The sequence below is a fragment of the Hydrogenophaga sedimenti genome (assembly GCF_051857515.1).
In the GTDB taxonomy this organism is placed as follows: domain Bacteria; phylum Pseudomonadota; class Gammaproteobacteria; order Burkholderiales; family Burkholderiaceae_C; genus Hydrogenophaga.
Genome location: NZ_JBPZHA010000004.1, coordinates 326,511 through 351,102, shown reverse-complemented (window position 1 = coordinate 351,102; position 24,592 = coordinate 326,511). Strand labels below are relative to the sequence as shown.

At 70.3% G+C, this 24,592-nt stretch carries 20 protein-coding genes, 1 pseudogene and 1 riboswitch; of the genes and pseudogenes, 6 read left to right on the top strand and 15 right to left on the bottom strand.

The window, feature by feature from the left end:
• Positions 1-11: 11 nt before the first annotated feature.
• The 3 genes from ACS5NL_RS08940 to ACS5NL_RS08930 are packed head-to-tail and all read right to left on the bottom strand — an operon-like array spanning position 12 to position 3,332.
• Positions 12-899: an alpha/beta fold hydrolase gene (locus ACS5NL_RS08940; protein ID WP_439353378.1), complete on the bottom strand. Its 888-nt coding sequence runs from the start codon at positions 897-899 to the stop codon at positions 12-14.
• Positions 900-902: 3 nt separating this feature from the next.
• Positions 903-1,751, bottom strand: coding sequence for an esterase/lipase family protein (locus ACS5NL_RS08935; protein WP_439353377.1), 849 nt, complete (start codon positions 1,749-1,751; stop codon positions 903-905).
• A 45-nt stretch (positions 1,752-1,796) separates the two neighbouring features.
• Positions 1,797-3,332, bottom strand: a complete 1,536-nt coding sequence (locus tag ACS5NL_RS08930) for a wax ester/triacylglycerol synthase family O-acyltransferase (protein ID WP_439353376.1) — start codon at positions 3,330-3,332, stop codon at positions 1,797-1,799.
• 132 nt (positions 3,333-3,464) lie between these two features.
• On the opposite strand from ACS5NL_RS08930, the gene ACS5NL_RS08925 reads away from it, so the two are divergent.
• Together ACS5NL_RS08925 and ACS5NL_RS08920 are read left to right on the top strand one after the other, a co-directional pair.
• Positions 3,465-4,559 carry a PA0069 family radical SAM protein gene (locus ACS5NL_RS08925; protein WP_439353375.1) on the top strand — a complete coding sequence of 365 codons (1,095 nt, stop codon included), beginning with the start codon at positions 3,465-3,467 and terminating at the stop codon, positions 4,557-4,559.
• A 101-nt stretch (positions 4,560-4,660) separates the two neighbouring features.
• Entirely contained in the window at positions 4,661-5,227 is a 567-nt protein-coding gene (locus ACS5NL_RS08920; RefSeq protein ID WP_439353374.1) for a hypothetical protein, read from the top strand.
• Between the two features lies 1 nt (position 5,228).
• Here ACS5NL_RS08920 and ACS5NL_RS08915 read toward each other — a convergent pair whose 3' ends face one another.
• The 4 genes and pseudogenes from ACS5NL_RS08915 to ACS5NL_RS08900 all read right to left on the bottom strand — a co-directional run bounded on the left by ACS5NL_RS08915 (position 5,229) and on the right by ACS5NL_RS08900 (position 8,339).
• Positions 5,229-5,402 (bottom strand): oxidoreductase-like domain-containing protein, encoded by a 174-nt coding sequence (locus ACS5NL_RS08915; protein ID WP_439353479.1) that lies wholly within the window; start codon positions 5,400-5,402, stop codon positions 5,229-5,231.
• 66 nt (positions 5,403-5,468) lie between these two features.
• Positions 5,469-5,711, bottom strand: a pseudogene (locus ACS5NL_RS08910) (DUF1653 domain-containing protein); the annotation flags it as partial.
• Positions 5,712-5,727: 16 nt separating this feature from the next.
• Positions 5,728-6,354, bottom strand: a complete 627-nt coding sequence (locus tag ACS5NL_RS08905; RefSeq protein WP_439353373.1) for a response regulator transcription factor — start codon at positions 6,352-6,354, stop codon at positions 5,728-5,730.
• Positions 6,351-8,339, bottom strand: a complete 1,989-nt coding sequence (locus ACS5NL_RS08900; protein ID WP_439353372.1) for a sensor histidine kinase — start codon at positions 8,337-8,339, stop codon at positions 6,351-6,353. The genes ACS5NL_RS08905 and ACS5NL_RS08900 overlap by 4 nt, the downstream gene beginning before the upstream one ends.
• 21 nt (positions 8,340-8,360) lie before the next feature.
• On the opposite strand from ACS5NL_RS08900, the gene ACS5NL_RS08895 reads away from it, so the two are divergent.
• Both ACS5NL_RS08895 and ACS5NL_RS08890 read left to right on the top strand, forming a co-directional pair.
• Positions 8,361-9,389 (top strand): DctP family TRAP transporter solute-binding subunit, encoded by a 1,029-nt coding sequence (locus ACS5NL_RS08895; protein ID WP_439353371.1) that lies wholly within the window; start codon positions 8,361-8,363, stop codon positions 9,387-9,389.
• A 101-nt stretch (positions 9,390-9,490) separates the two neighbouring features.
• Complete coding sequence (locus ACS5NL_RS08890) at positions 9,491-10,837, top strand: dicarboxylate/amino acid:cation symporter (RefSeq protein ID WP_439353370.1); 1,347 nt, start codon at positions 9,491-9,493, stop codon at positions 10,835-10,837.
• Positions 10,838-10,897: 60 nt separating this feature from the next.
• On the opposite strand, the gene ACS5NL_RS08885 is transcribed toward ACS5NL_RS08890, so the two are convergent.
• The 7 genes from ACS5NL_RS08885 to thiC all read right to left on the bottom strand — a co-directional run bounded on the left by ACS5NL_RS08885 (position 10,898) and on the right by thiC (position 18,074).
• Positions 10,898-11,980: a TRAP transporter substrate-binding protein gene (locus ACS5NL_RS08885; RefSeq protein WP_439353369.1), complete on the bottom strand. Its 1,083-nt coding sequence runs from the start codon at positions 11,978-11,980 to the stop codon at positions 10,898-10,900.
• A 105-nt stretch (positions 11,981-12,085) separates the two neighbouring features.
• Positions 12,086-13,675, bottom strand: a complete 1,590-nt coding sequence (locus ACS5NL_RS08880; RefSeq protein ID WP_439353368.1) for a PfkB family carbohydrate kinase — start codon at positions 13,673-13,675, stop codon at positions 12,086-12,088.
• Entirely contained in the window at positions 13,672-14,463 is a 792-nt protein-coding gene (locus tag ACS5NL_RS08875) for a thiazole synthase (RefSeq protein ID WP_439353367.1), read from the bottom strand. The genes ACS5NL_RS08880 and ACS5NL_RS08875 overlap by 4 nt, the downstream gene beginning before the upstream one ends.
• A gap of 28 nt (positions 14,464-14,491) precedes the next feature.
• The gene (gene panD / locus ACS5NL_RS08870) at positions 14,492-14,872 is read right to left on the bottom strand and encodes an aspartate 1-decarboxylase (RefSeq protein ID WP_439353366.1); all 381 of its coding nucleotides are present in this window, start codon (positions 14,870-14,872) and stop codon (positions 14,492-14,494) included.
• Between the two features lie 29 nt (positions 14,873-14,901).
• Positions 14,902-15,099, bottom strand: a complete 198-nt coding sequence (gene thiS, locus ACS5NL_RS08865) for a sulfur carrier protein ThiS (protein WP_439353365.1) — start codon at positions 15,097-15,099, stop codon at positions 14,902-14,904.
• Positions 15,093-16,178, bottom strand: a complete 1,086-nt coding sequence (locus ACS5NL_RS08860; RefSeq protein ID WP_439353364.1) for an FAD-dependent oxidoreductase — start codon at positions 16,176-16,178, stop codon at positions 15,093-15,095. The genes thiS and ACS5NL_RS08860 overlap by 7 nt, the downstream gene beginning before the upstream one ends.
• Before the next feature lie 3 nt (positions 16,179-16,181).
• The gene (thiC, locus tag ACS5NL_RS08855; protein ID WP_439353363.1) at positions 16,182-18,074 is read right to left on the bottom strand and encodes a phosphomethylpyrimidine synthase ThiC; all 1,893 of its coding nucleotides are present in this window, start codon (positions 18,072-18,074) and stop codon (positions 16,182-16,184) included.
• A 100-nt stretch (positions 18,075-18,174) separates the two neighbouring features.
• A riboswitch (TPP riboswitch) is annotated at positions 18,175-18,289 on the bottom strand.
• Positions 18,290-18,386: 97 nt separating this feature from the next.
• Here thiC and ACS5NL_RS08850 point away from each other — a divergent pair.
• Positions 18,387-19,247, top strand: coding sequence for a DUF6920 family protein (locus ACS5NL_RS08850; protein ID WP_439353362.1), 861 nt, complete (start codon positions 18,387-18,389; stop codon positions 19,245-19,247).
• Here the strand turns inward: ACS5NL_RS08850 and ACS5NL_RS08845 are convergent.
• Entirely contained in the window at positions 19,229-21,856 is a 2,628-nt protein-coding gene (locus tag ACS5NL_RS08845; RefSeq protein WP_439353361.1) for a cation-translocating P-type ATPase, read from the bottom strand. The two genes, ACS5NL_RS08850 and ACS5NL_RS08845, sit on opposite strands and share 19 nt — an antisense overlap.
• 321 nt (positions 21,857-22,177) lie before the next feature.
• Here ACS5NL_RS08845 and hsdR point away from each other — a divergent pair, with 321 nt between their 5' ends.
• Complete coding sequence (hsdR, locus tag ACS5NL_RS08840; RefSeq protein ID WP_439353478.1) at positions 22,178-24,586, top strand: EcoAI/FtnUII family type I restriction enzme subunit R; 2,409 nt, start codon at positions 22,178-22,180, stop codon at positions 24,584-24,586.
• The last annotated feature ends 6 nt before the right edge of the window (positions 24,587-24,592 follow it).

The following is a 24,592-nucleotide window of genomic DNA, read 5'->3' as shown; positions in this document are numbered from 1 at the left end:
AAACCCTTGGGTCAACCGCCGCTGCGCACCGCGTTGCCGGCAATGTCCTGGGCGAAGCGCTCCAGCAGCGCCTCGGGCAGGTCGTGGCCCATGCCGGGGATGAAATCGGACCGTGCGCCGGCGATGCGGCGGGCCAGGTCTTCGCCGCAGGCCAGCGGCACCAGCGGGTCGTCGGTGCCGTGGATCACCAGGGTCGGCGCCGCGATGTGCGGCAGCAGGGCCGAGCGGTCGCCGTCGGCCACGATGGCCAGCAGCTGGCGGGCCGAGCCGGCCGGGTGCCAGGATCGCTGCACCGAGGCCAGGGCACGCGCCTGCAGGGTCGGCGGGTCGGTCGGGTAGCCGGGGCTGCCGATGGCGTTCATCACGTGGCCGATCCAGTCGACCGCGGCCTGCGCGCCGGGCGCCATGGGCCGCGACATCAGCACGCGCCGCACGGGCCACGACGGTTGTGGCAGCCGCCGGGAGCCGCTGCTGGTCATCATCAGCGTGAGGCTGGCCACGCGCGCGGGTGCCTGCGCCGCGAGGTGCTGGGCGATCATGCCGCCCATCGAGGCGCCGCACACATGGGCTCTGGCGATGCCCAGCGCGTCGAGCACGCCGAGCGCGTCCTGCGCCATGTCGGCCAGGGCATAGGGGCTGCGCACCGGCAGGTGCAGCGCGTGGCGCAGGCCGGCCAGTGCCATGTTGGGCACGCCGGCCGCGTCAAAGTGCTGGCTCAGGCCCATGTCGCGGTTGTCGAAACGCACGACGCGGAAGCCGCGCTCGACCAGCGCTTGGACCAGGGCCTGCGGCCAGGCGATCAGCTGCATGCCCAGGCCCATGATGAGCAGCACCACCGGCCCTTCGCGCGGCCCCTGGTCGTCGACTTCGATCTGGATGCCGTTGGCTTCAAGCTTCATGGATCAGTACCACTGGGTGACGACCTCAGGCTGGTGCGCGACCTTGAAGAACCAGCGCCGCGCGCCCTGCACGTCAAAGCGTTGCCAGTGCGCCGGGTCCTGGCGCAGGCGGTCGGCGATGGCGTACATCGCCATCGGGTTCATGCCCATGCCGATGTGGCTGGCGTGTACCTCGATGTTTTCGGTGTGGGCGTGGCGCGCGGGGTTGATGCTGCACTGCCAGGCCACCACGCCGTCGGTCTTGCTGTAGATCGAGGTGGTGGGCACCGGCGGCGGCTTGCGCACCTCGGCCAGCAGGTCCTCGTCGTGCGGGTGTTGTCCGCTGACCAGCTTGTAGAAGCGCCAGGCGTTGGTGGCCATGGGGTGGCCGGTGAAGGGTGTGCCCAGCGTGATCACGCAGCGCACCAGGTCGGGCACTTCCTTGGCCATCTCGCGCGCGTAGATGCCGCCCAGGCTCCAGCCGATCAGGCTGATCTTGCCGTCGTATCTCTGGTGCAGTTCTTCGATGCGGGCGCGGCAGCCTTCGAGCACACCGCTGCGTGGACCGAGGTTCAGGCCCTGCTTCCAGCCGTGGGCTTCGTAGCCGTGCTGCTTGAGGAAGCGGCGCAAGGCCAGCGTGCTGACATCGGAGGCGCCCAGGCCCGGGAACACCAGCACCGCGTGGCCGTCGCCCGACGGCATCTTCGACAGCCAGGGCGACACGGCGGCCAGCGCCATGGCTTCCCAGGGCGCGCGCGCCTCCAGCATCATCAGCCAGAGGCCGGGCGGCACGGTGTGCAGCCCGGCGTCGGCGTCGTGGTCCGGCGGGGGGATGGGTTGCGTGGTCTGGCGTCGCGGGCGGTTGGGACTCATGCGTGCACGGATGCAGGAAAGCATCGAAATGGGCATCGGACCATGTTAGCCAGCGCGCGGCGACTTCTTTGGTGCGGCAGCCCTAGAGGCAGGTCGCTTGCGGGACACGATCTGGGGCTTGGCTGCGACCTTTGGCACGCTCACGGCAACCGGCACGGGCAGCGCCCGCAGTTCGTCCAGCGCGGCGTCCACCGCCAGCGCGAGCGCTTTCACATCGGGCAGCGCGGCGCCGTCGGCCATCAGGCCGAAGTCCATCGCCGCGTCGAAGCTCTGCACCGTGATGTTCAGCGCCAGGCCGTGCACCACGATGCTGGTCGGGTGGTTCGAGAGCACGCGCGCACCCGCCAGGTACAGCGGCACCTGCGGCCCGGGCACGTTGGAGATCACCACGTTGGCGACCTGCGGCAGCCGCTCGGCGGCCTTGGCCTTGCCGTACAGCGAGGCGGCGGCCTCGATCAGCCAGGGCACGCCGATCGATGGGTAGTCGGTCGGCAGGATGCTCTTCATGCGGCCCATGGTGGCCTTCATCGCGGCCGTGGCGGCGCGGATGTGGGCCAGCCGTTTCGCCGGATCGGCGAGGTGCGTGCCCAGGCTCACCAGACTCATCGAGGCCTGGTTGTCGGCGCTGGTGTCACCCGCCTCGCGCAGCGAGATCGGCACCGCCGCCACCAGGCTCTTGCGCGGGAGCGTGCCGTGCTGCTGCAGGTAGCTGCGCAGCGCGCCCGCGCAGAGCATGAGCACCAGGTCGTTGAGCGTGGCGCCGTGTGCGTGCGCGAGGTTCTTGAGTTCACGCAAGGGCACGCTGGCGGCGGCAAAAGCGCGCGCGGGTGTGACGGTGGCGTTCATCGGCGTGTTCGGCGCCAGCGTGACGTTGCCCGAGCCTTTGCCGAGCAGGGTCTTGGCGTTCAGCGCGTTCTTCGCGGTGCCGGCGACCGTGCCCAGCGTGGCCGGCAGGTCGCGCACGATGCGCGCCACCTGGGCCACCTCGTTGCTCAGCGCGCCGCGCAGCATCTCGACCATGTCGAGCTTGAAGGTCCTGGTGCGCCGGGACGGGCGGATCTCGATGTCGCGCGGCTCGGGCGTGAGGTCGAACAGCACATTGGCCAGCGCCACCGCGGCCTGGCCGTCGACAGCGGCGTGGTGCAGCTGGGTGTAGATGCCGACCTGCTTGCGGCCTGTCGCGCTGCGCGGCAGGCCTTCGATCACGTGCATCTTCCACAGCGGCCGGTGGCGGTCCAGCAGCACCGGATGCAGCGCCGACACCTGCTGCTCCATCAGCGCGCGTGCATCGCCGTGGGTCGCGCTGCCGCGCGGCAACCGGATCTCGACCACGTGCTGCGCCAGGTCGGGTTCGGCGTCGACCCAGGCCGGGTTGGCCAGGTTCAGCGGCATCCACCACAGGCGCCGGCGCAGCACCGGCGCGGCTGGCAGGCGGGCCGCGAGGTGGCGCCGCAGGTCGTTCACGTAGCGTCCCCGGTGGCCGGCCGGCAGCTCGAGCAGGTGCATCGCGCCCACGTGCATGGGCATCTCGGGCTTTTCCAGGTAGAGGAAGGTGGCGTCCAGGCCGGAGAGTTGTCGCATGCCCATGGCTGGTCCCGGTGGTTTTGTCGGTCGCGGCCATTGTGTTCTCCGGGGACGGCGCGGGAAACACCCGCCGGTCTCTTGCGCAACAACTGTAAATATGTACAGTATCTACCTCAGCCCTCAACACCGATGACCGACGTCCGCATTCCTCTCACCGCCCTCAAGGGCCGCGGCGTCGCCCAGCGCCAGCCGCACCGCTTCGAACGCGACCAGCGTGCCGCTTTCGACGACGGCTGGGGCACGCTCGAAGACGGCCTGGCCGAAGGCGAAGAAGCCGCCGCACCGGCCACCCAGGTGACCTGGGAAGACTGCAGGAGCGCCATCACCCGCAACGACTCGCCCGACATCGGCTTTAACCTCGGTCTCAACCCCTACCGGGGCTGTGAACACGGCTGCGTCTATTGCTACGCGCGGCCCACGCACAGCTACCTCAACCTCTCGCCCGGCCTCGACTTCGAAACGAAGCTGGTGGCCAAGCGCAACATCGCCGCCGTGCTGCGGCAGGAGCTGATGCGTCCCGCCTTCGTGCCCGAACTGGTGGCGGTGGGCACGGTGACCGACGCCTACCAGCCCATCGAACGCGAATGGCGGTTGACCCGCGCCGTGCTGGAGGTGCTGGGCAGCGCGCAGCTGCCCATGGCCATGGTCACCAAGGGCAGCGGTGTGGAGCGCGACCTGGACCTGCTCGCGCCGCTGGGCCAGCAGCGCCTGGCCGCCGTGTACGTGACCATCACCACGCTGGACGCCAGGCTCGCGCGCATCCTGGAGCCGCGCGCCGCCGCGCCGCACCGGCGGTTGCGCACCATCCGCACGCTGTCGGAAGCGGGCGTGCCCACGGGCGTGAGCGTGTCGCCGCAGATCCCGTTCATCAACGACGACATGGAGCAGGTGCTGGAGGCGGCCTACGAAGCCGGCGCGCGCCGCGCCTTCTACCAGGTGCTGCGCCTGCCCTGGGAACTCTCGCCCATGTTCCGCCAGTGGCTGGAGCTGCACTACCCGGACCGCGCCGCGCGGGTGATGGGCCGGGTGCAGGACCTGCGCGGCGGCAAGGACTACGACGCCGACTTCGCCACCCGCATGAAGGGCCAGGGCATCTGGGCCGACCTGATCCGCCAGCGTTTCGTGAAGGCCTGCGAGCGCCTGGGCTTCAACCGCGAGCGCGAACCGCTGGACCTCAGCCGCTTCCGGCCGGCGGCGCTGCGCGGGCAGGGCGATCTGTTCTGAGCCGCGGCCGCGCCACCGAAGTTCGCGGACAGGTCGCTATGATCCGCGCCGGGCTCGCGCTGCATGGGCGTGGCCCGCACAAAAAATGTCAGGAGGAAACCATGTTGAACCGCACCGCGGCCGCGCTCGTGTTGGCTGCCCTGTCTTCGCCCGTGTGGGCCATGAACCAGTGCCTGGACACCACCGGGCACAAGTCATTCACCGACCTGCCGTGCCCGGGTGTCACCCCGGCGCAGGCCGCCGCCTTGCCGGGGCGCTCCGGTGCGGTCGACACCGCAGACCCGCAGACCCCCGTGACGCCGCCGCACCTGCCCTTGCTGACCGCCGGCCAGGGCGCTCCGCGTGAGCTGGTCACGGCGCTGTACCGCTGCCTGGAGGCCGCGTCGTCGTCGTCGCAGCGCCAGTTCCGCGAGTGCAGCTGGCCCGAGGGCAGCGTCCATCGGCTGGCCACCAGCGACTGGCGGGCGTTGCTGATGCTGTGGCGCGAGCAGCTGCCACAACGCCTGCTCGCATCGGCCGGCTCGGTGGACAAGGCCGAGCGCAACGGTCAGCTCGAACTGGTGGACGGCACCGCAGACCGGATGGACCGGCGGCTCTCGGCGAGTTTCGCGCGCCACGAGGGGCGCTGGAAACTGGTGAGCCTGGGGTTCGGGGTCGCCCGCAAGTGAGTCAGCCGGCGAGCCGCGCCAGCGCGTCTTCGCGCCAGCCGGCCAGCGCCGTGTAGAAACCCTCCCACACGCAGCCGTTGCAGCCGCGGCCGCAGCAGCCCGTGGGTTCGGGCGGCGGCGGGCGCAGGACGGTGTCGAGGTGTTCGCCACGTTCGCGTTGCGCGCGGCCGCGCAGGTGGGCGATCAGCGCGTGTGCCGTCGGCAGGTCGCCCAGCGGAATCCGCGCCGGGTCGTGTGGTGTGAAGCGGGGCTGCTGTCTGCCCTCGAACACGCCGTGCTCGGCGAACATGGCCGCCGGCCGCACCCACAGGCCGCCCGTGGTCAGGCCGTCGCCGTAGAGCGCTCGGTAGAGCGCCATGCCCTGCAGGGTCTCGCTGCAGCGCACGGTGTCGATGACCTCGTACCAGCCGCCCTTGTAGTGGCGGTACAGGCCGGGGGGCGTGGGGTTCAGCGGGGGGAGGTCGTGGTCGGTGGGCGCGGTCATGCGGGAAGCGGAAAGGTCATTCGCCCGGGTCGGCGATCAGCCGGCCCATGCGGTGGGCGAGTTCCACCGCCGACTGCACCTGGAGCTTCTCGAAGATCTTGGCGCGGTGGAATTCCACCGTGCGCTGGGCGATGCCCAGGTGGTCGGCGATGTTCTTGTTGTAGTGGCCCTGCAGCAGCTCGTCGAGCACCTCGCGTTCGCGCGGGCTGAGGGCGGCCAGGGCCTGCTGGAACCGCAGCTTCTCCTGCGAATCGGTCTGCAGGCGCACGGCGGCCTCGCGCGCCGCCTCGACCTTGTCGACCAGCAGGTTGTTCTGGAACGGTTTTTCGAGGAAGTCCCAGGCGCCGTTCTTCACCGCGGCAACCGCCATGCTGACGTCGCCGTGACCGGTCAGGAACAGCACCGGCCAGGGCCAGGGCAGGGCCTTGAGATGCTCGAAGGTGGCCAGCCCCGACAGCGGCTCCATGCGGATGTCCAGCAGCACCACGGCGCAGGCGTTGGGCACCTCGCCGCTGCGCACCGCCTGCAGGAACAGGTCGCCGCCCGCCCAGCTGCGGGTGGGCAGGCCGCGCGAGTCGAGCAGCCAGGCCAGGCCTTCGCGGAAGTCGGTGTCGTCGTCGACGATGTGGACGGTCGGGTTCATGGGTTCAGGGGCAGCCAGAGCGTGAATTGTGCGCCGAGCAACTCGGGGCTGTCGGCCAGCTCGATGCGGCCGTGGTGCGCCTCGGCGATCGAGCGGCAGATCGCCAGCCCCATGCCCATGCCGCCGGGCTTGTGGCTGGCGAAGGCGTCGAACACCGTGCCGCGCTGCGCGGGAGGCACGCCCGGCCCGCTGTCGGCCACCCGCACGCCGATCTGCTGCTCGCCCGGCACCAGGCTCACGCGCACCCGCGCCGGCCGGCGGTCGCCGCGCGCGGCCCACTCGCCGGCGTTGAGCACCAGGTTGTGCAGCGCGTTCTCCAGCAGCAGCGCGTCGGCCGGCACGGTGGGGCCGTCGCCGGCGGCCAGGCTCAGTTCCAGACGCACGCCGTCGGGCAGCGGCACCTGGTTGGCCACGCGCGCGACGAAGGGCGCCAGCGCCATCGGCAGGCGCGTCATTTCCTGCCGCCGCGCGAAGGCGTTGACCCGCTGGATCACGCGGCCGGCCTTCTCGGCCATGCGCTCCATGCGCTCGACCACCGGCACGATCTCGTCGAACGTGATGCGCTGCTCGCGCACGCGGTTGAGCAGGCCGGTGGCGAAGCTGCTGAGCGCGCCCAGCGGCTGGTTGAGTTCGTGCGCCAGCGTCGAAGCGACCTCGCCCATCGCGACCAGCCGGCCCGAGGCTTCGAGCAGTTCCTGCTGCCGCGCGGCCAGGCGTTCGATGCGCCGCCGCTCGGTCAGGTCCAGCACCGAGCCGACCCAGCCGACCACCTCGCCACTGGCCAGCGTGAGCGGCGCGCTGTGGGTCAGCACGTCGAGCCGCGAGCCGTCGCGGTGCTGCAACTGCTGTGGCACGCCGGTCTGCTGCGTCAGCGGGTCGCTGGCGGCCTGCTGCATCTGGGCGAACTCGTGGCCCTGGGTCTCGGGCCAATAGGGGGGCGTCGAGGCTGGCGTGTCGGACCGGGCGATCAGTTCCTGTGGCGTCCAGCCCACCAGGCGACCGAACGCCGGGTTGGCGTAGAGCAGGCGCCCCTGGGTGTCCCAGGCGCGCAGGCCGAGCGATACCGAGCGTTCCATGGCCGTGCGCAACGCGAGCTGGGTCTGCAGCCGGTGTTCGGCGCGCTGGCGCCGCGCGGCGTCGCGCCACAGCGCCAGCAGCGCCAGCAGCATGGCGGCCAGGCAGACCATGGCGGCGGCGAAGAAGGCGCGCGGCGCCAGCGGGGCGGTGTCGGCGGTGGTCCTCACCTGCAGGCGCAGCTGCGCGCCGGCGAGGTTGATCGGGGCGAGGTAACGCTGCCGTGTGTCGGGGCCCGGGTCGGCGCCGTCGTCGGCGAGGGCCAGTGCGTGGTCCTGCTGGAACCAGGCGGGAATGAACCCGGCCAGCAACGGCCCGACCGGCACCGCCGCCACGTAGTCGCCCGTGAAGCGGCCCTGTTCGAAGTGCGGCACCGCCAGCCAGAGCAGGGCGTCGCCAGCGGGCGATGCCAGCGGTCCCGCGTAGGCCGGGCGCTGCAGGCCGCGCGTGGTGTCCAGCAGGGTGCTCAGGGCCTCGGCGTGCGCCGGCGTCTGAGCCGCGGCCTGCAGGAAGGCCGGCCAGGGGCTGCGGTCGCCGGCGCTGGCTGCGGGCACCCAGCCGTGAAAGGCCAGCAGCCCGGACTGGCGCCACCAGGGGCCGCTGCGCAGGGCGCTGCCCGATCCCGTGCGCAGGCTGCCGGGCTGCGCCTGCAGCGCGAGCACGGCGAGGTCGGTCTCCAGCCGCCGGAAGTGGAAGCGCAGCGTCTGGTCGAGCCACTCGGCGTCGGCCGTGCGGCGGCGGTCGGCCTCGCGCGCTTCTTCGGCGCGCAGGAACAGCCACATCGCCACCGCCGAGGCCGCCACCAGCAACAGCAGCGCTGCCAGCCAGGCCATGGCACGCCGCGTCAGCGCCGAGGCCCGGCGCGTGTCCAGGTCCAGCGTGTCGAAATCCAGCGGGGTGTCGGTTGCCATGGCCTCGTTAGCATAGCGAGCATGTCCGCCGTGCCACCTCCCCGTCCGCCGCAGCGACTGCGCCGCGCGCTGCTGGGCGCGGCCTGCGTGGTGGCGGGTGGCGTGGCGCTGGCGGCCCGGCCAGCGGTGCTGCTGCGGTTTTCGCATGTGGTGGCGCCCGACACGCCCAAGGGCCAGATGGCGCAGCGCTTCCAGGCGCTGGTGCACGAGCGCGCGGGCGGCCGCATCCGGGTCGAGGAGCACCCGGACTCGTCGCTCTGGGGCGACGACGACGAGATGGAGGCGCTGCGCCTGGGCGCGGTCGAGATGCTGGCGCCCTCGCTGTCGAAGTTCGGCATGGCCGGGGTGCCCGAGTTCGAGGTGTTCGACCTGCCCTACCTGTTCGCCGATCTGGCGCAGGTGCGCCGTGTCACGCAGGGCGGGGTGGGGCGCGAACTGCTGCAGCGCCTGGGCCGACAGCAGATGCTGGGACTTGGGTTCCTCGACAACGGCTTCAAGCAGATGAGCGCACCGCGACCGCTGCGCACGCCGGCCGACTACCGGGGCCTGCGCGTGCGGGTGCAGGCCTCGCGCGTGCTGGGCGAACAGATGCGCGCCCTGGGTGCGCAACCGGTGGTGCTGCCGTTTGGCGAGACGCAGCGGGCGCTGGCGACCGGCGTGGTGGACGCGGCGGAGAACCCGCTGTCCAACTTCCTCACTCAGGGGCTGGCCGCGTTGCAGCCGCACCTGACGCTGACCCAGCACGGCTACCTGGGCTACGCGGTGGTGACGCACCCGCGCTTCTGGGCCAGCCTGTCGGCGGCCGACCGCACATTGCTGGAGGGCGCACTGGCCGAGGCGCTGGCGCACGGCAACCGGCTGGCGGCCGACCTCGACGCCCTGGCCCTGGCCGCGTTGCGGCGCACCCCCGGCCTGCAGGTGCACAGCCTGGCGGCGGACGAACGCGCCACGCTGCGGCGCCATCTGCAGCCGGTGTTCGACGGCTTCCAGCGCAGCTTCGGACCGGCGCTGCTGCGCGACGTGCAGCGGGCCGTGGACGGTCTTGCGTAGCGGCCGTACGTAGTTCTACGACTGTTGAACGCCACAGTTGGCGCGACCCCGGCCGGTGCGTATCGTCCGTCTCCTCACAAGTTCTGCTGGAGACAAGCACCATGGCCACAAGCACCGCGGGCAAGCCGCTCTACAAGTCCCTCTACGTCCAGGTCCTGTTCGCGGTCACCGTCGGTGTGCTGCTGGGCCACTTCTATCCCCAGCTCGGGGCGCAGATGAAACCGCTGGGCGACGGCTTCATCAAGCTGATCAAGATGATCATCGCGCCGATCATCTTCTGCACCGTGGTGGTGGGCATCGCCGGCATGGAGGACATGAAGAAGGTCGGCAAGACCGGCGGCCTGGCGCTGCTGTATTTCGAGATCGTGTCGTCGCTGGCGCTGGTCATCGGGCTGCTGGTGGTCAACCTGATCCAGCCCGGCGCGGGCATGCACGTGGACCCGACCACGCTCGACACCAAGGGCATCGCCGCCTACACCGAGCCGGGCAAGATGCAGGGCACGGTCGACTTCCTGCTCAACGTGATCCCGACCTCGGTGGTGGACGCGTTCGCCAAGGGCGAGATCCTGCAGGTGCTGCTGTTCTCGGTGCTGTTCGGCTTCGCGCTGCACAAGTTCGGCGGCCGCGGTACCCTGGTGTTCGACCTGATCGAAAAAGGCTCGCACGTCCTGTTCGACATCGTCGGCATCATCATGAAAGTCGCCCCCATCGGTGCCTTCGGCGCCATGGCCTTCACCATCGGCAAGTACGGCATCGGTTCGCTGTTCTCGCTGGGCAAGCTGATGGGCACCTTCTACCTGACCTGCCTGATCTTCGTGTTCCTGGTGCTGGGCCTGATCAGCCGGCTGCACGGCTTCAGCATCTTCAGGTTCGTGCGCTACATCAAGGAAGAACTGCTGATCGTGCTGGGCACCTCGTCGAGCGAATCGGTGCTGCCGCGCATGATGGAGAAGATGGAGAACCTGGGCGCGAAGAAGTCGGTCGTCGGTCTGGTGATTCCCACCGGCTACTCGTTCAACCTCGACGGCACCTCGATCTACCTGACCATGGCCGCGGTGTTCATCGCCCAGGCCACCGACACGCCGATGACGCTGGTGCAGCAGCTGACCCTGCTGGCGGTGCTGCTGCTGACCTCCAAGGGTGCGGCCGGCGTGACCGGCAGCGGCTTCATCGTGCTGGCGGCCACGCTGTCGGCGGTGGGCCATGTGCCGGTGGCGGGCCTGGCGCTGATCCTGGGCATCGACCGCTTCATGAGCGAAGCCCGCGCCCTGACCAACCTGGTGGGCAACGGCGTGGCGACGCTGGTGGTGGCCAAGTGGACCGGTGACCTGGACATGCAGCGCCTGCAGCAAGGTCTGGCGCACCCGACCGAGCAGGAATCGCAGGAGCCGGAGGCCATCCTCGACCAGCAGGTGGCGCACATGGCGGTGGGCGAGGCCCGGTCCTGACCGGCGTCACGCACCCACAAAAAAAGCCGCTCATCGAGCGGCTTTTTCATGGTCGGCCGATCAGAGCTTCAGACCGGCGATGTAGCTGTCGTAGCGCCATTCGGAGAACTTGTTCCACAGCACCTGGTCGCGCTGGAAGGCGCGCATGTCCTGGTGGATCTTCCGGAACTCGGGGGACTTCGCCTCGTGTCCGGCGAAGACTTCCATGGAGGCTTTGTAGCCCGCATCCATGATCTCCTTGCTGAACGCCTGCAGCTTGGTGCCAGCGGCCACCAGACGGCGCAGGGCCGCCGGATTCTGGGCGTCGTACTTGGCGGTCATGTCGCGCGCGGCCACGTCGGCGGCGGCGTTCACGATGGCCTTGTTCTCGGCCGACAGCGCGTCGAAGGCCTTCTTGCTGATGAAGAACTCCAGCTCGGCGCCGCCTTCCCACCAGCCGGGGTAGTAGTAGTTCTTGGCCACTTTCTGGAAGCCCAGGCGCTCATCGTCGAACGGACCAACAAACTCGGTGGCGTCCAGCGTGCCCTTTTCCAGCGCCTGGTAAACCTCGCCGGCCGGCATGTTCTGGGCGACCACGCCGAGCTTGGCCATGGCTTCGCCAAACAGCCCGCCACCCAGGCGCATCTTCAGGCCCTTGAGGTCGGCCACGGTCTTGATTTCCTTGCGGTACCAGCCGCCCATCTGGGTGCCGGTGTTGCCCGCGCTCATCGAGACGATGTTGTACTTCGCATAGAACTCGTTGAGGTACTTGCGGCCGTTGCCGTGTTCCATCCAGGCGTCCATCTGGCGCGCCGTCAGACCGAAAGGCACGGCGCAGCCGAAGGCGAAGATCGGGTCCTTGCCGGTGAAGTAGTAGGAGGCGGTCTGTGCCATCTCGACGGTGTTGCCCTGCAGCGCGTCGACCACGCCGAAGGGCGGCACCAGCTCGCCGCCGGCATGCACCGAGACCTCGAACTTGCCGCCCGAGAGGGCCTTGACGGTTTCGGCGAACTTCTCGGCCGAACCGAAGATGGTGGGCAGCGTCTTGGGGAAGCTGGACGCCAGGCGCCAGCGCACGGCGGCCTGGGCGTGCACGGCGGGGGCCAGGCCGGCGGACAGCACGCCGGCGATGCCAGCGTTCTTGATGAGGGAACGACGATCCATGGGTTTTCTCCGGGATGAAAAATGCCGGTGCTCCTGGGCGTCTGGCGCCCCGGTCGCCCGGCGGTGACGAAACCCCCGAACCTTATCAGATATCAGGGTTAACCCTTAGATCTCCGTGTCGCCGAAAGGTCCGTGCAGCGTGGGGTGCGGCCACCCCGGAAGCCCCCGGGTGGCCCGTTGCGCCAGACCGTCCCGCCAGGCCCGGCGCCAGTCGGGCAGCGTCCGGGAGGGATCGTCGCCCAGGCCGCGCACCACGCAGCCGCCGGCCGCGCCCGCCGCAGCGACCGACCGCAGCTGCGCCGGTTCGAGGACACCGCCGATGCCGACCACCGGTGCCGGCGCCATGTGCGCCCACCAGGCCAGGTTGTCCAGCCCCTGCGGCCGCCACGGCATGTCCTTGGTCGTCGTGGGCCAGACCGGGCCGCAGGCGATCAGGTCGGGTTGCAGGGCCGCCGCGCGGCAGAGCTCCCACAGGCTGTGCGAACTCAGGCCGAGCTGCACGCCGTGCCCGCGGGCAGTCTGCAGTTGCGTGCGGTCGGTGGGCGTGAGCGCCAGCAGGTCTTCCTGCCCGAGGTGCAGCGCGCGGGCGCCGGCGGCCAGCGCGGTCTGCCAGTGGTCGTTGACCACGAGCTGCACCCCCGCGGCGTCGGCCGCGCGCTGACTGCGGGCGATGGCCTCGCCCAGCCGGGCCTGCCAGGCCGCATCGGCCAGGCCGGCGGGGCGCTTCATGCGCAGCTGGATCGTGTCGACCGTGGGCTGCGCCCGCAGCACGGCCTCGACGCGCTCGGCGCTGTCCACGATGGCGTAGACGCCGGGCGTCCGGGCCGGGGTGGGCGCCGGTGCATGGCGTGGCGGCTCTTCGTCCAGGCCCAGCAGGGGCAGCAGGGTCGGATCGGTGCCGAAGCCTTCGCGGGCGATCACCGGACCTGCGCCCAGGCCGACGGCGCGCGCGTGGCGCAGGGCGTGGGTGGTCGCCATCTTGGCGAGCACGGCGGCGTCGGCGCCCACCCAGCCCAGCGCGAGTGCCGAGGCCAGTGCGCTGGCGAAGGTGCAGCCGGTGCCGTGGTGGTGGACCGTCGGGACGCGTGGCAGCGACAGCCAGCCGCAGGCGTGCGGCGTCTGCAGCCAGTCGAGCGACTGGTCCGGTGTGGCCGCGTCGCCGCCGGTGACCACCACCGCCTCCGGTCCCAACGCCTGCAGTGCGCGCGCCAGTGACGGCACGCCGTCGGGCGACGGGTCGCCGAGCAGGATCAGCGCTTCGGACTGGTTGGGCGTGATGACCGTGGCGCGCGGCAGCAGGGCTTCGCGGTAGGCCCGCAGCAGCTCGACGTCGGCGAAGGCGGCGCCGGTGCTGGCGCGCAGCACCGGGTCGATCACCAGCGCCACCGGACCGCGCTGGCGCAGCCGGTCGATCCAGCGGGCCACGACCCAGGCGTTGTCCGCGCTGCCGAGCAGGCCGGTCTTGATCACGGCGGGCGGCAGGTCGGCCGCCAGCGCCGAGAGCTGTGCGTCGAGCAGCGCGGGCGCGACCGCGTCGATGCGGGTCACTGCGGTGGTGCTCTGCGCGGTCACCGCGGCCACCACGGGGCACAGGTGCACGCCGAAGGCATCGGCCGCGCGCTGGTCGGCCGCGAGGCCCGCGCCGCCACCGCTGTCGGTGCCGGCGATGCTCCAGATCACGGGGGTCTTGTTCATGGGATCAGAAAGGGGTGTCCGCTGACGGGCGTGCTGGCGACAGCCATCTCCTGCGGTGCCATGACGCCGGCCTCGAACGCGGCACGTCCGGCCTCGATCGCCAGGCCGAAGGCACGCGCCATGCGCACCGGGTCCACCGCCTGGCTGACGGCGGAGTTCAGCAGCACAGCGTCGAAACCCAGTTCCATCGCGGCCGCGGCGTGCGACGGCGCGCCGATGCCGGCATCGACCACCAGCGGCACGCCGGGCAGGCGCGCGCGCAGGGTGCGCAAGGCGAACGGATTGATCAGGCCCTGGCCCGAACCGATCGGCGCACCCCAGGGCATCAGCACCTCGCAACCCACATCCAGCAGGCGCTGGCAGGTCACCAGGTCGTCGGTGCAGTAGGGGAACACCGCGAAGCCGTCGCGGATGAGTTGCGCCGCCGCCTCCACCGTGCCCCAGGGGTCGGGCTGCAGCGTGTGCTCGTCGCCCACCACCTCCAGCTTGATCCATGGTGTGCCGTACAGCTCGCGCGCCATGTGCGCCAGCGCGATGGCTTCGCGCGCGGTGCGGCAGCCGGCGGTGTTGGGCAGCAGGCGCGCGCCGCGTTCGCGCATCGCCGCCCGGACGATGTCGATGAAGCCGTTGTCGCCGCCGGCCGCCAGGGTGCGCTTGAGGCCGACGGTGACGACCTCTGCGCCGCTGGCCGCGATGCTGTCGGCCAGCACCTGCGGCGACGGGTAGCCGGCGCTGCCGAGCAGGAAGCGGCTCGCGAGAGCGACGCCGTAGACGTTCAGGGAAGACATGGGCTCGGGCTCCTCGGACCGTGGCGGTTCACGACTGCTGCGTCGGCACGTGGTCGCGCGATCCGGTGGCGCGGTTGTGTTCGTCCACGAACACCAGCTGCGGGCGGTGCGTGGCGACCTGGTCTTCGTGCACCTGCGCGAAGGCGGCGATGATGATCAGGTCGCCGGCCGAGGCGCGGCGCGCGGCCGAGCCGTTGACCGAGATCATGCCGCTGCCGCGCTCGCCCTTGATGGCGTAGGTGACGAAGCGCTCGCCGTTGTTGATGTTCCAGATGTGGATCTGTTCGTTCTCGGCGATGTTGGCGGCGTCCAGCAGGTTTTCGTCGATGGCGCAGGAGCCTTCGTAGTGCAGCTCGCACTGGGTCACCGCGACGCGGTGGATCTTGGACTTGAGCAGGGTGCGGAACATGGTGTGTCTCCTGAAGAAATGGTCCGGCGTCAGCCGCCGACGATGGCCTGGAAGGTCAGCACGGTGTCTTGTGGCTTGAGGGGGGTGGCGCCCCGCTGCGGGCGGGGCACGAACTGTCCGTTCACGGCGGTCGCGACGGCAGCGGCATCCACGCCCTGTTCCTCCAGCAACTGCGCCAGGGTCAGGCCGTCGGGACAGGGCAGGGTCAGGTCGTTGAAGGTCAGCATGGGGTGACGGGCGCGGGGGGGAGTTCCAGCTGTTCCACCAGTGCGGGCGCGAGCAGCCAGCCGTGGCGGAACAGGCCGTTGATGCGCAGCAGGCCGGGCGTCTGTTCGGTGCGTGGTTCGTTGTCGGGCAGGGCGGGGCGCAGGTTGGCTTCCATGTGCACGATGCGCGCCTCGGCGAGCTCGGGGATCACGCTGTGCGCCGCGGTCATCAGTTCGACCGCGCTGCGCAGGCTGACGGGCGAACGGTCTTCGCTCTCGATCTCGCTGGCGCCGACCACGAACAGGTCACCCGGTCGCGGCACGATGTAGACCCGGTGGCGCGGGTGCAGCAGGCGCACCGGGCGCTGCAGCCGCACTCCCGGCGCGTGCAGCCAGATCACCTCGCCGCGCACGCCGCGGATCGGCATGTCCGGCCGGGCACCGGCGCCGCGCACATCGATGGCGAGATCCACGGCCACCGACTCTCCGTCGGCGAGGGTGATCTGCCGCGGCGCCACGCGGGTCACGCGTTCGCCCCAGCACCAGTGCACATTCGGCGCGTGCAGCGCCAGTGCGGTCAGCATGTCGCGGCTCATCACCTGGGCCTCGCCGGGCAGCAGCCAGGCGTGCAGATCGGGTGCCAGCGCCGGCTCCAGGGCGGCGAGCGCGGTGCGGTCCAGCGGCTGCGGCGCCGGCAGCTCGGTCGCCAGCGCCGGGGCCGCCTCCAGCCGCGCCAGCACGCGGCGCGCCGCGCCCAGGTCGGCGCCGTGCGCGACCATCAGGCTGCCGTGTTGCGCGAACAGCGGTGCGGTGCAGCCGGCATCGCGCAGCGCGTCGGCGATGCCGTGCCACAGGGCCAGCGAGCGCCAGCCCAGCCGTGCGACCTCGGGACCGGCGTTGTCCAGCTCGGCCAGCGGGCTGAGCATGCCGGCCGCGGTGAACCCGGCCGCGTGCGGGGCGGACAAAGTCAGCGAGCCCGTCTCCGGAGCCCCCGGCCCGGAGGCCGGGTCGAACACCGTGACCGTGTGTCCGGCGCGGCCGAGCTGCCAGGCCAGCAGCCGCCCCAGCACGCCGGCCCCGGCGATGCCAATGCGGGCCATGGCTCAGGCCTTGGTGGCGATGGACGAGACGGGCACGTAGAACTCGCCGCCCACGGCCTTGAACTCTGCGCTCTTCTGCGCCATGCCATCGCTGAGCGCCTGCTCTTCGCTCAGGCCCTTGGCGGCGGCGTAGTCGCGCACATCCTGCGTGATCTTCATGGAGCAGAACTTCGGGCCGCACATGCTGCAGAAATGCGCTTCCTTGCTGGAGTCCTTGGGCAGGGTCTCGTCGTGGTAAGCCTCGGCGGTCTGCGGGTCCAGGCCGAGCGCGAACTGGTCGCGCCAGCGGAACTCGAAACGCGCCTTGCTCATCGCGTCGTCGCGCGCGCGTTGTCCCGGATGGCCCTTGGCCACGTCGGCCGCGTGCGCCGCGATCTTGTAGGCAATGATCCCCTGCTTCACGTCGTCGCGGTCCGGCAGGCCCAGGTGTTCCTTGGGCGTCACGTAGCAGAGCATGGCCGTGCCCATCCAGCCGATCATGGCGGCGCCGATGGCGCTGGCGATGTGGTCGTAGCCCGGCGCGATGTCGATGGTCAGCGGGCCGAGCGTGTAGAACGGCGCTTCGTGGCAGTGCTTGATCTGCTCGTCCATGTTGGCCTGGATCATGTGCATGGGCACGTGGCCGGGGCCTTCGATCATGGTCTGCACGTCGTGCTTCCAGGCGATCTGGGTCAGCTCGCCCAGGGTGCGCAGCTCGGCGAACTGCGCCTCGTCGTTGGCGTCGGCGCCCGAGCCGGGGCGCAGGCCGTCGCCCAGCGAGAAGGTCACGTCATACGCCTTTATGATTTCGCAGATCTCGTCGAAGTGCGTGTACAGGAAGTTTTCCTTGTGGTGCGTGATGCACCACTTGGCCAGGATGGACCCGCCGCGCGAGACGATGCCGGTGCGGCGCTGCGTCGTGAGGTGGATGAAGGGCAGGCGCACGCCGGCGTGGATGGTGAAGTAGTCGATGCCCTGCTCGGCCTGCTCGATCAGCGTGTCGCGGAAGATTTCCCAGGTGAGGTCTTCGGCCACGCCACCCACCTTCTCCAGCGCCTGGTAGATCGGCACCGTACCGATGGGCACGGGCGAGTTGCGCACGATCCAGTCGCGCGTGGTGTGGATGTTCTTGCCGGTCGAGAGGTCCATCACCGTGTCGCCGCCCCAGCGGATAGCCCACACCAGCTTTTCCACTTCCTCTTCGATCGACGAGGTCACGACGGAGTTGCCGATGTTGGCGTTGATCTTCACCAGGAAGTTGCGGCCGATGATCATCGGCTCCACCTCGGGGTGGTTGATGTTGGCCGGGATCACGGCGCGGCCACGCGCCACCTCGTCGCGCACGAACTCGGGCGTGATCACGTCGGGAATGCGGGCGCCCATGGGGTTGCCCTTGAGACGCGCCTCGCGCTCGGCGCTGCCGAGGTATTCCTTCATCCACTCGCGCTTGCCGTTCTCGCGGATGGCGATGTATTCCATCTCGGGGGTGACGATGCCTTTTCGTGCGTAGTGCATCTGCGTCACGTTGGCGCCCGCCTTGGCGCGCAGGGGCTGGCGCTGCAGGCCGGCGGCTTCGGCGCGCAGGGCTTCGATGCGCGCATCGGCCTCATCACCGTGTTTGCCGCCGTCGTCCAGCGCCACCCGGTGGCGGCCCTCGTAGGCCTCGGTGTCGCCGCGCGCGGCCACCCACTGGCTGCGCACCGGCGACAGGCCCTGGCGGATGTCGATGCGGGCCTGCGGGTCGGTGTAGGGCCCCGAGGTGTCGTAGACCGTGACCTGTTCGCCGTTGGTCAGCGCGATCTCGCGCATCGGCACCTGCACGCCGGGCAGCGCGCCAGGCACGTGGACCTTGCGCGACTGGGGAAACGGCTCTCGGGTGAGCGTGAGCAGCTGCTGGAGCTTGTCGGGGGCGTTCATGGGGCGGTCTCCTGTTTGAAAAAGCTGTTGCGAAACGAACAGCTCCGGAGGACCGCCCGGAGGGACCTCGGGCGTGGGCGGCTTCGCCCCATGCACGGGTCCTTCAAGGCAACGCTCTTCTTTCGCCGGTACTAGCCGGATCAAGTTCGCGGGTTCGGTTCTTCAACCATCTCAGCGCCAGACCTTGTAAGGCCGGTGCACCCCGGAGCAGGCGCGCAGTGTAGCGCGGAAATTCTTGAGCCATCTCAATGTCCCTTCGGAAAGGGCCCGCCGGCGCGCCGACCGCGGGCGGTGCTGTGTACGCTGGGCGGCATGCACTGGTTCACCGGAATTCTTCTGTTCGGGGTGGCGATGGCCCTTGCCGTGTCGGGGCTGGGCGTGCTCGGCGCCCGGCGCTGGGCCGGGGCCACGCGCGCCATCCATGCGCGGCTGGACGCACAGCGCCGGGCGACCGGACCGCTCCGCTACGACCCGCGCGAAATCGACCACCTGCCGGCGCCCGTGCAGCGGTACTTCCGCGCCGTGCTCACCCCCGGGCAGCCCCTGGTCACCGCGGTCACCCTGTCACACACGGGCCAGTTCAACATGTCGTCCACCGACGAGCAGTGGAAGCCGTTCACCTCGCGCCAGCGGGTGGTCGTGCAGCGGCCCGGCTTTCTGTGGGACGCCCGCATCGCCATGCTGCCCGGCCTGCCGGTGCGCGTGCACGACAGCTATGCCGGTGGCCAGGGGCTGCTGCGGGCGGCCGTGCTGGGCCTGTTCCGTGTCGCCGATCTGCAGGGCGACGGCGAGCTGGCGCGCGGCGAGCTGATGCGCTTCCTCGCCGAGGCCGCCTGGTACCCCACGGCCCTGTTGCCCAGCCAGGGCGTGCAATGGACCGCGGTGGACGGGGACAGTGCCAACGCCACCCTCACGGACGGCGCACTCTCGCTCACGCTGCTGTTCCAGTTCGACGGGGAGGGCATGGTGCGCTCGGTGTTCGCCCAGGCGCGTGGCCGCATGGTGGGCCGGCAGATCGACATGGCGCCCTGGGAGGGCTCCTGGTCTGACCACCGGCGCGTCGATGGCATGACCGTGCCCTTCGCCGGCGAGGTCGCCTGGCTGCTGCCCGAAGGCCGCAAGACCTACTGGCGCGGCACCGTCACCGCGCTCGGCTATGAGTGGTCGGCCTGAACCGCCCGCGCGGGACGGCCCTGGCGCCGCTGCAATCCCTTGATGGCTTCGAACCAGACCACGCTCAGCACCCCCAGCCCGCAGGCCGCGGCCAGTTCGTGCGCCGGCAGCGGTGCAAAACGCAGCAACCCGACGACCCAGGGGATGTAGAGGGCCGCCAGCAGCATGGCCAGCGCCATGCCCACGACCCCCCAGAGCATGGCGTTGGGCGCGCGCAGCGTGACCCAGACCGGGGCGGTCGCCGAGCGGTTGGAAAAGATCAGCGACAGGTTGCCCACCACCAGCGTGGCAAAGGCAAAGGCGCGGGCCTCTTCTTCGGGCAGGCGGGGTGCGGCCCAGGCGAAGGCACCCAGCACGACCGCCAGCACGCCCAGTCCCTGCAGCAGCGCGAACCACAGGCTCAGGCCGCCGAACAGCGGCGCGCGGGCGTCGCGGGGCGGTCGCTGCATCACGTCACGGTCGGCGGGCTCGTTTTCAAAGGCGATCGAACAGGCGGGATCGATGATGAGTTCGAGAAAGGCGATGTGCATCGGGAACAGCAGCGAGGGCCAGCCGAACAGCACCGGCAGCAGGGCCATGCCGGCGATCGGCACATGCACCGCGAGCACGTAGGACATGGCCTTGCGCAGGTTGTCGAAGATGCGCCGCCCCAGCCGCATGGCGCGCACGATGGCGGCGAAGTCGTCGTCCACCAGCACCAGCGAGGCCGATTCGCGCGCCACGTCGGTGCCGCGCTGGCCCATCGCCACACCCACGTGCGCGGCCCGCAGCGCGGGGGCGTCATTCACGCCGTCGCCGGTCATGGCGACGATCTCGCCACGCGCCTTCAGGGCCTGCACGATGCGCAGCTTCTGCTCGGGCGCGATGCGGGCGCAGACGCTCACGCGGGCCATGCGCTCGCTCAGCGCGGTGTCGTCGAGCGTGGCCATCTCGTCGCCCGACAGCACCTCGGCCCCGGAGCCCGCCAGCCCGGCCTGCTGCGCAATCGCCAGGGCGGTCGCCGGGTAGTCGCCGGTGATCATCACCACGCGGATGCCCGCGGCGCGGCACTCGGCGATGGCGGCCGGCACCTGCGGCCGCACCGGGTCGGCCAGCCCCAGCAGGCCGACGAAAGTGAAATCGAAATCGTGTTCGCCTTCGGGCCAGTCCTGGCCCTCGAACGTGCCGCTGGCCACCGCGAGCACGCGCAACCCTTGGGCGGCCAGGCCGTCCACCACGCTGGCGATGTGGGCCCTCTGCGCGCTGTCGAGGTGGCACAGGTCCATCACCGCCTCGGGAGCCCCCTTGGCCGCGACCGTCTGCGTGGCACCGTCCGATGCCGCCCACACGTGCGACATCGCGCGCAGCGCCGGGCTCAGCCCGTAGGTCTGCACCAGACGCCAGTCGCGGTGCAGGTGTTCGGTGCCGGCGAGGAAGCGTTCGCCGAGCTGGTGGAACGCCTTCTCCATCGGATCGAAGGGGTCCACCACGCTCGCCAGGATCGAGAACTCGACCAGCGTGTGGAAGGCCTCGGGCAGCGGTACGTTGTCCAGCGACGCCAGCGCCAGCCGGTCCGGCAGCGCCGCGCCACCGGCGGCCAGGTGCGTCACCGCCATGCGGTTGCCGGTGAGGGTGCCGGTCTTGTCGCTGCACAGCACGGTGGTCGCGCCCAGGGTCTCGATCGCGTTGATGCGCCGGGTGAGCACCCCTTCCCTGGACAGGCGGCGCGCGCCCAGCGCCGGGAACACGGTCATCACCACCGGGTATTCCTCCGGCAGCATCGCCATCGCCAGCGCGATGCCGGCCAGCACCGCCTGCAGCCAGTCGCCGCGCACCAGGCCATGGACCACCACCAGGGCCAGGCTCAGCACCAGCGCCAGCAGGGCGAGGTTGCGCACCAGCCGGGTGGTCTGTTTCTGCAGCGGCGAGGTTTCGTGGCCGACCTGGCCGAGCGCGCTGCCGATGCGGCCGATCTCGCTGCGCGCGCCGGTGGCGGTGACGCGTGCCAGCGCGTGGCCCTGCACGATCAGCGTGCCGGCGTACACCGTGGGCAGGTCGTCGCCGCCGGGGCGCGCGCCGCGGCCGGACGCAGAGGCCGGCGCCTGCGCCAGTTCGACCGCCAGGGCCGCGCGCTTGCCCACCGGCACCGCTTCCCCGGTCAGCAGCGACTCGTCGGCCTGCACGCCGTCGGCCGACAGCAGCAGGGCGTCCGCCGGGACCCGGTCGCCCTCGCTCAGTTGCAGCAGGTCGCCACGCACCACGTCGCTGCCGGCGATGCGCTGCGGTGTGCCGTCGCGGATCACCAGCGCGCGCGGGCTGGTCAGGTCGCGCAGCGCCTCGATGGCGCGTTCGGTCTTGCCTTCCTGGTACAGCGTCAGTCCCAGCGTGATCACCACGAAGGCGAGCAGGGTCAGGCCCTCCCGCAGATCGCCGAACACCAGGTAGAGCGAGGCCGCGGCCAGCAGGAGCAGGAACATGGGCTCGCGCGCCGTCTCGACCGCGATGGACAGCAGGCTGCGGCGTTGCCCGCCGGGCAGCACGTTGGCGCCGTCCCGGGTCAGGCGCTGTGCCGCTTCGGCCGCGGTCAGGCCGGTGGTGATGTCGGCGTCGTGGGTGTTCGTGGTGTTCAAGAGTCGCTCGCGGGTTCAGGGCCAGCAGTGGCGCTGGCGCGTGGAATCTTGCTCCAGTGTGCACCCGGGCCGGTGTGCTGTCGAACCGCCGTGGCTGCCGTTCTCGCCCACGTTCCGGGTGCCGTTCTACCCCCGGCGCCAAGACAGCACCATGTACTTTGTCGCCACTGCGATCCAGGGCACTTCGTTCGGCGAAGCCCTGGCTTCGCGAGCTCGGCGGCCTGCTGGCTTTGCAGACGCGCTGAGGAACTGCCTGCATGGTGACTACCTTATGCTCTACGAGTCTTCCGAACAGGCAGGGAAATCATGTCCAGGGAACCCATGCGCAGCAACACCATGACCGAAGCCGATACCTGCCGGGTGCATGTCACCCCGAGGCTGGTGGAAGCCGGCTGGGCCACCGAGCCCAGCTTCATGGGCGAACAACGCAGCTTCACCAATGGCCGGATCGTGGTCGCCGGTGGCGTGGTGCGCCGGGGGCCCCAAAAGCGGGCCGACTACCTGCTGTTCTACCGGCGCGACTTTCCCCTGGCCGTGGTCGAAGCCAAGGAAACCAGCCTGCCCGCCGAAAACGCCGTGCAGCAGGCGCGCGAATACGCTGAAATTCTTGGCCTCAAGTTCGCTTACGCCACAAACGGCCTGCGCATCATCGAGATCGACTACACCACCGGCACCGAGCGCGAGGTGGACCGCTACGCCACGCCCGACGAACTCTTCGCCCGGCTCAGCGCCGCCGCGCAGTGGCCGCAAAGCGCAGCGGCGCACCTGCTCGAACCCTTCAACCTCGCGGCCGGCAAAGTGCCGCGCTACTACCAGCAGATCGCCATCGACCGCGTGATCGAAGCCATCTTGCTCGGGCAGCCGCGCGTGCTGGCCACGTTGGCCACCGGCACCGGCAAGACCTGCGTGGCCTTCCAGGTCTGCTGGAAGCTCTGGAGCAGCCGCTGGAACCGCACCGGCGAGCACCGCCGTCCCAAGATCCTGTTCCTGGCCGACCGCAACATCCTGGTGGACGATCCCATGGCCAAGATGTTTGCGCCCTTTGGTGACGCCCGGCACAAGGTTGCCAGCAGCGATCTCAGCCAGGGGCGTGACATGTACTTCGGCATCTACCAGGCGCTCACGACCGCCAGCGAAGACGTGTTCCGCCAGTACCGGCCCGACTTCTTCGACCTCATCGTCATTGACGAATGCCACCGCGGCTCCGCCCGCGACAACAGCGCCTGGCGCACCGTGCTCGACCACTTCGAGCCAGCCGTCAAGTTCGGCATGACCGCCACCCCCCTGCGTGAGGAAACCCGCGACAGCTACGCCTACTTCGGCAACCCGGTCACCACCTACAGCCTGCGCCAGGGCATCGAAGACGGCTTCCTCGCTCCCTACCGCGTACACCGCGTCATCACCACCGTGGACGCCGCTGGCTGGCGCCCCGGCAAAGACGAACTCGACCGCTACGGCCGCGAGGTGCCCGACGACGAATACCAGACCAGGGACTTCGAGCGCGTGGTCGCCCTGCGCGCGCGCACCCGCGCCATGGCCCGCCACCTGAGCGACTTCCTCAAAGGCACCGACCGTTTCGCCAAGACCATCGTGTTCTGTGTCGACCAGGAACACGCCGCCGAAATGCGCCAGGAACTGCTCAACCTCAACCGCGACCTCGTCCAGCGCTACCCCGACTACGTCTGCCGCGTCACCGCCGACGAAGGCGCCATCGGCCTCACGCATCTCGCGAACTTCCAGGACGTCGACAAACCCACCCCGGTCATCCTCACCACCTCGCAACTGCTCACCACCGGCGTGGACGCCGAAATGGTCAAGAACGTGGTGCTGGCCCGCGTGGTCGGCTCACGGTCCGAGTTCAAGCAGATCATCGGGCGCGGCACCCGGCTCAAGGTCGATTACGGCAAGGAATACTTCAACATCATCGACTTCACCGGCACCGCCACTCGCCACTTCGCCGATCCCGATTTCGACGGCGAACCCGCCCGCATCGAAGAAGTGCTGCTGGACGAAGAGGGCCACCAGGTACAGGTCATCGCACAGATCGAGCCTGCCGCCGATGACGTGCCCGGGGACGCCGACGCCGTGTGGGCGCCGCGCGAAGAACAGATGGGCCCTGGCGCAGGCCATCTGCTCGGCGAGCCACCCGCCGAACCGCGCAAGTTCTACATCGACGGCGGTGAGGTCGAGGTCATCGGCCACCTCGTCTACGACCTCGACACCGACGGCAAGAAGCTCCAGGTCGTCAAATACACCGACTATTCCGGCCGCGCCGTGCGCACCCTCTACCCGACTCGCGAAGCGCTGCAGTCCGCCTGGGCCAACCCCGACACCCGCCGCGAAGTGTTGCGCGAACTCACCGAACGCGGCATCAGCTTCGAAGAGCTTGCCAACAGCAGCGAACAGCCCGACGCCGACCCCTTCGACCTGCTCTGCCACCTGGCCTGGAACGCGCCCCTGCGCACCCGCCGCGAGCGCGCCGAACAGGCCCGCCGCCGCGTGCAAGACCTGTTTGCCCAGCACGGGGACACCGCCCGCGAAATCCTCTCGCTGATGCTCGACCGTTACATCGAGCGCGGCATCTTCCAGTTCCAGGCCCTCTCCGAACTGATGAAAGTCCAGCCGTTCGACCGCTACGGCAGCCCGGCCGAAATCGCCGTGCGCCATTTCGGCGGCGTCAACGGCATGAAAGACGCCGTCGCCCAGCTGCAGACCGCGCTCTACCCCTGAATAACC

What these genes read in the sequence shown, in the direction of transcription:
- ACS5NL_RS08940 (WP_439353378.1), bottom strand. Translation starts at nt 899, where the DNA reads ATGAAGCTTGAAGCCAACGGCATCCAGATCGAAGTCGACGACCAGGGG.
- ACS5NL_RS08935 (WP_439353377.1), bottom strand. Translation starts at nt 1,751, where the DNA reads ATGAGTCCCAACCGCCCGCGACGCCAGACCACGCAACCCATCCCCCCG.
- ACS5NL_RS08930 (WP_439353376.1), bottom strand. Translation starts at nt 3,332, where the DNA reads ATGCGACAACTCTCCGGCCTGGACGCCACCTTCCTCTACCTGGAAAAG.
- ACS5NL_RS08925 (WP_439353375.1), top strand. Translation starts at nt 3,465, where the DNA reads ATGACCGACGTCCGCATTCCTCTCACCGCCCTCAAGGGCCGCGGCGTC.
- ACS5NL_RS08920 (WP_439353374.1), top strand. Translation starts at nt 4,661, where the DNA reads ATGTTGAACCGCACCGCGGCCGCGCTCGTGTTGGCTGCCCTGTCTTCG.
- ACS5NL_RS08905 (WP_439353373.1), bottom strand. Translation starts at nt 6,354, where the DNA reads ATGAACCCGACCGTCCACATCGTCGACGACGACACCGACTTCCGCGAA.
- ACS5NL_RS08900 (WP_439353372.1), bottom strand. Translation starts at nt 8,339, where the DNA reads ATGGCAACCGACACCCCGCTGGATTTCGACACGCTGGACCTGGACACG.
- ACS5NL_RS08895 (WP_439353371.1), top strand. Translation starts at nt 8,361, where the DNA reads ATGTCCGCCGTGCCACCTCCCCGTCCGCCGCAGCGACTGCGCCGCGCG.
- ACS5NL_RS08890 (WP_439353370.1), top strand. Translation starts at nt 9,491, where the DNA reads ATGGCCACAAGCACCGCGGGCAAGCCGCTCTACAAGTCCCTCTACGTC.
- ACS5NL_RS08885 (WP_439353369.1), bottom strand. Translation starts at nt 11,980, where the DNA reads ATGGATCGTCGTTCCCTCATCAAGAACGCTGGCATCGCCGGCGTGCTG.
- ACS5NL_RS08880 (WP_439353368.1), bottom strand. Translation starts at nt 13,675, where the DNA reads ATGAACAAGACCCCCGTGATCTGGAGCATCGCCGGCACCGACAGCGGT.
- ACS5NL_RS08875 (WP_439353367.1), bottom strand. Translation starts at nt 14,463, where the DNA reads ATGTCTTCCCTGAACGTCTACGGCGTCGCTCTCGCGAGCCGCTTCCTG.
- panD (WP_439353366.1), bottom strand. Translation starts at nt 14,872, where the DNA reads ATGTTCCGCACCCTGCTCAAGTCCAAGATCCACCGCGTCGCGGTGACC.
- thiS (WP_439353365.1), bottom strand. Translation starts at nt 15,099, where the DNA reads ATGCTGACCTTCAACGACCTGACCCTGCCCTGTCCCGACGGCCTGACC.
- ACS5NL_RS08860 (WP_439353364.1), bottom strand. Translation starts at nt 16,178, where the DNA reads ATGGCCCGCATTGGCATCGCCGGGGCCGGCGTGCTGGGGCGGCTGCTG.
- thiC (WP_439353363.1), bottom strand. Translation starts at nt 18,074, where the DNA reads ATGAACGCCCCCGACAAGCTCCAGCAGCTGCTCACGCTCACCCGAGAG.
- ACS5NL_RS08850 (WP_439353362.1), top strand. Translation starts at nt 18,387, where the DNA reads ATGCACTGGTTCACCGGAATTCTTCTGTTCGGGGTGGCGATGGCCCTT.
- hsdR (WP_439353478.1), top strand. Translation starts at nt 22,178, where the DNA reads ATGCGCAGCAACACCATGACCGAAGCCGATACCTGCCGGGTGCATGTC.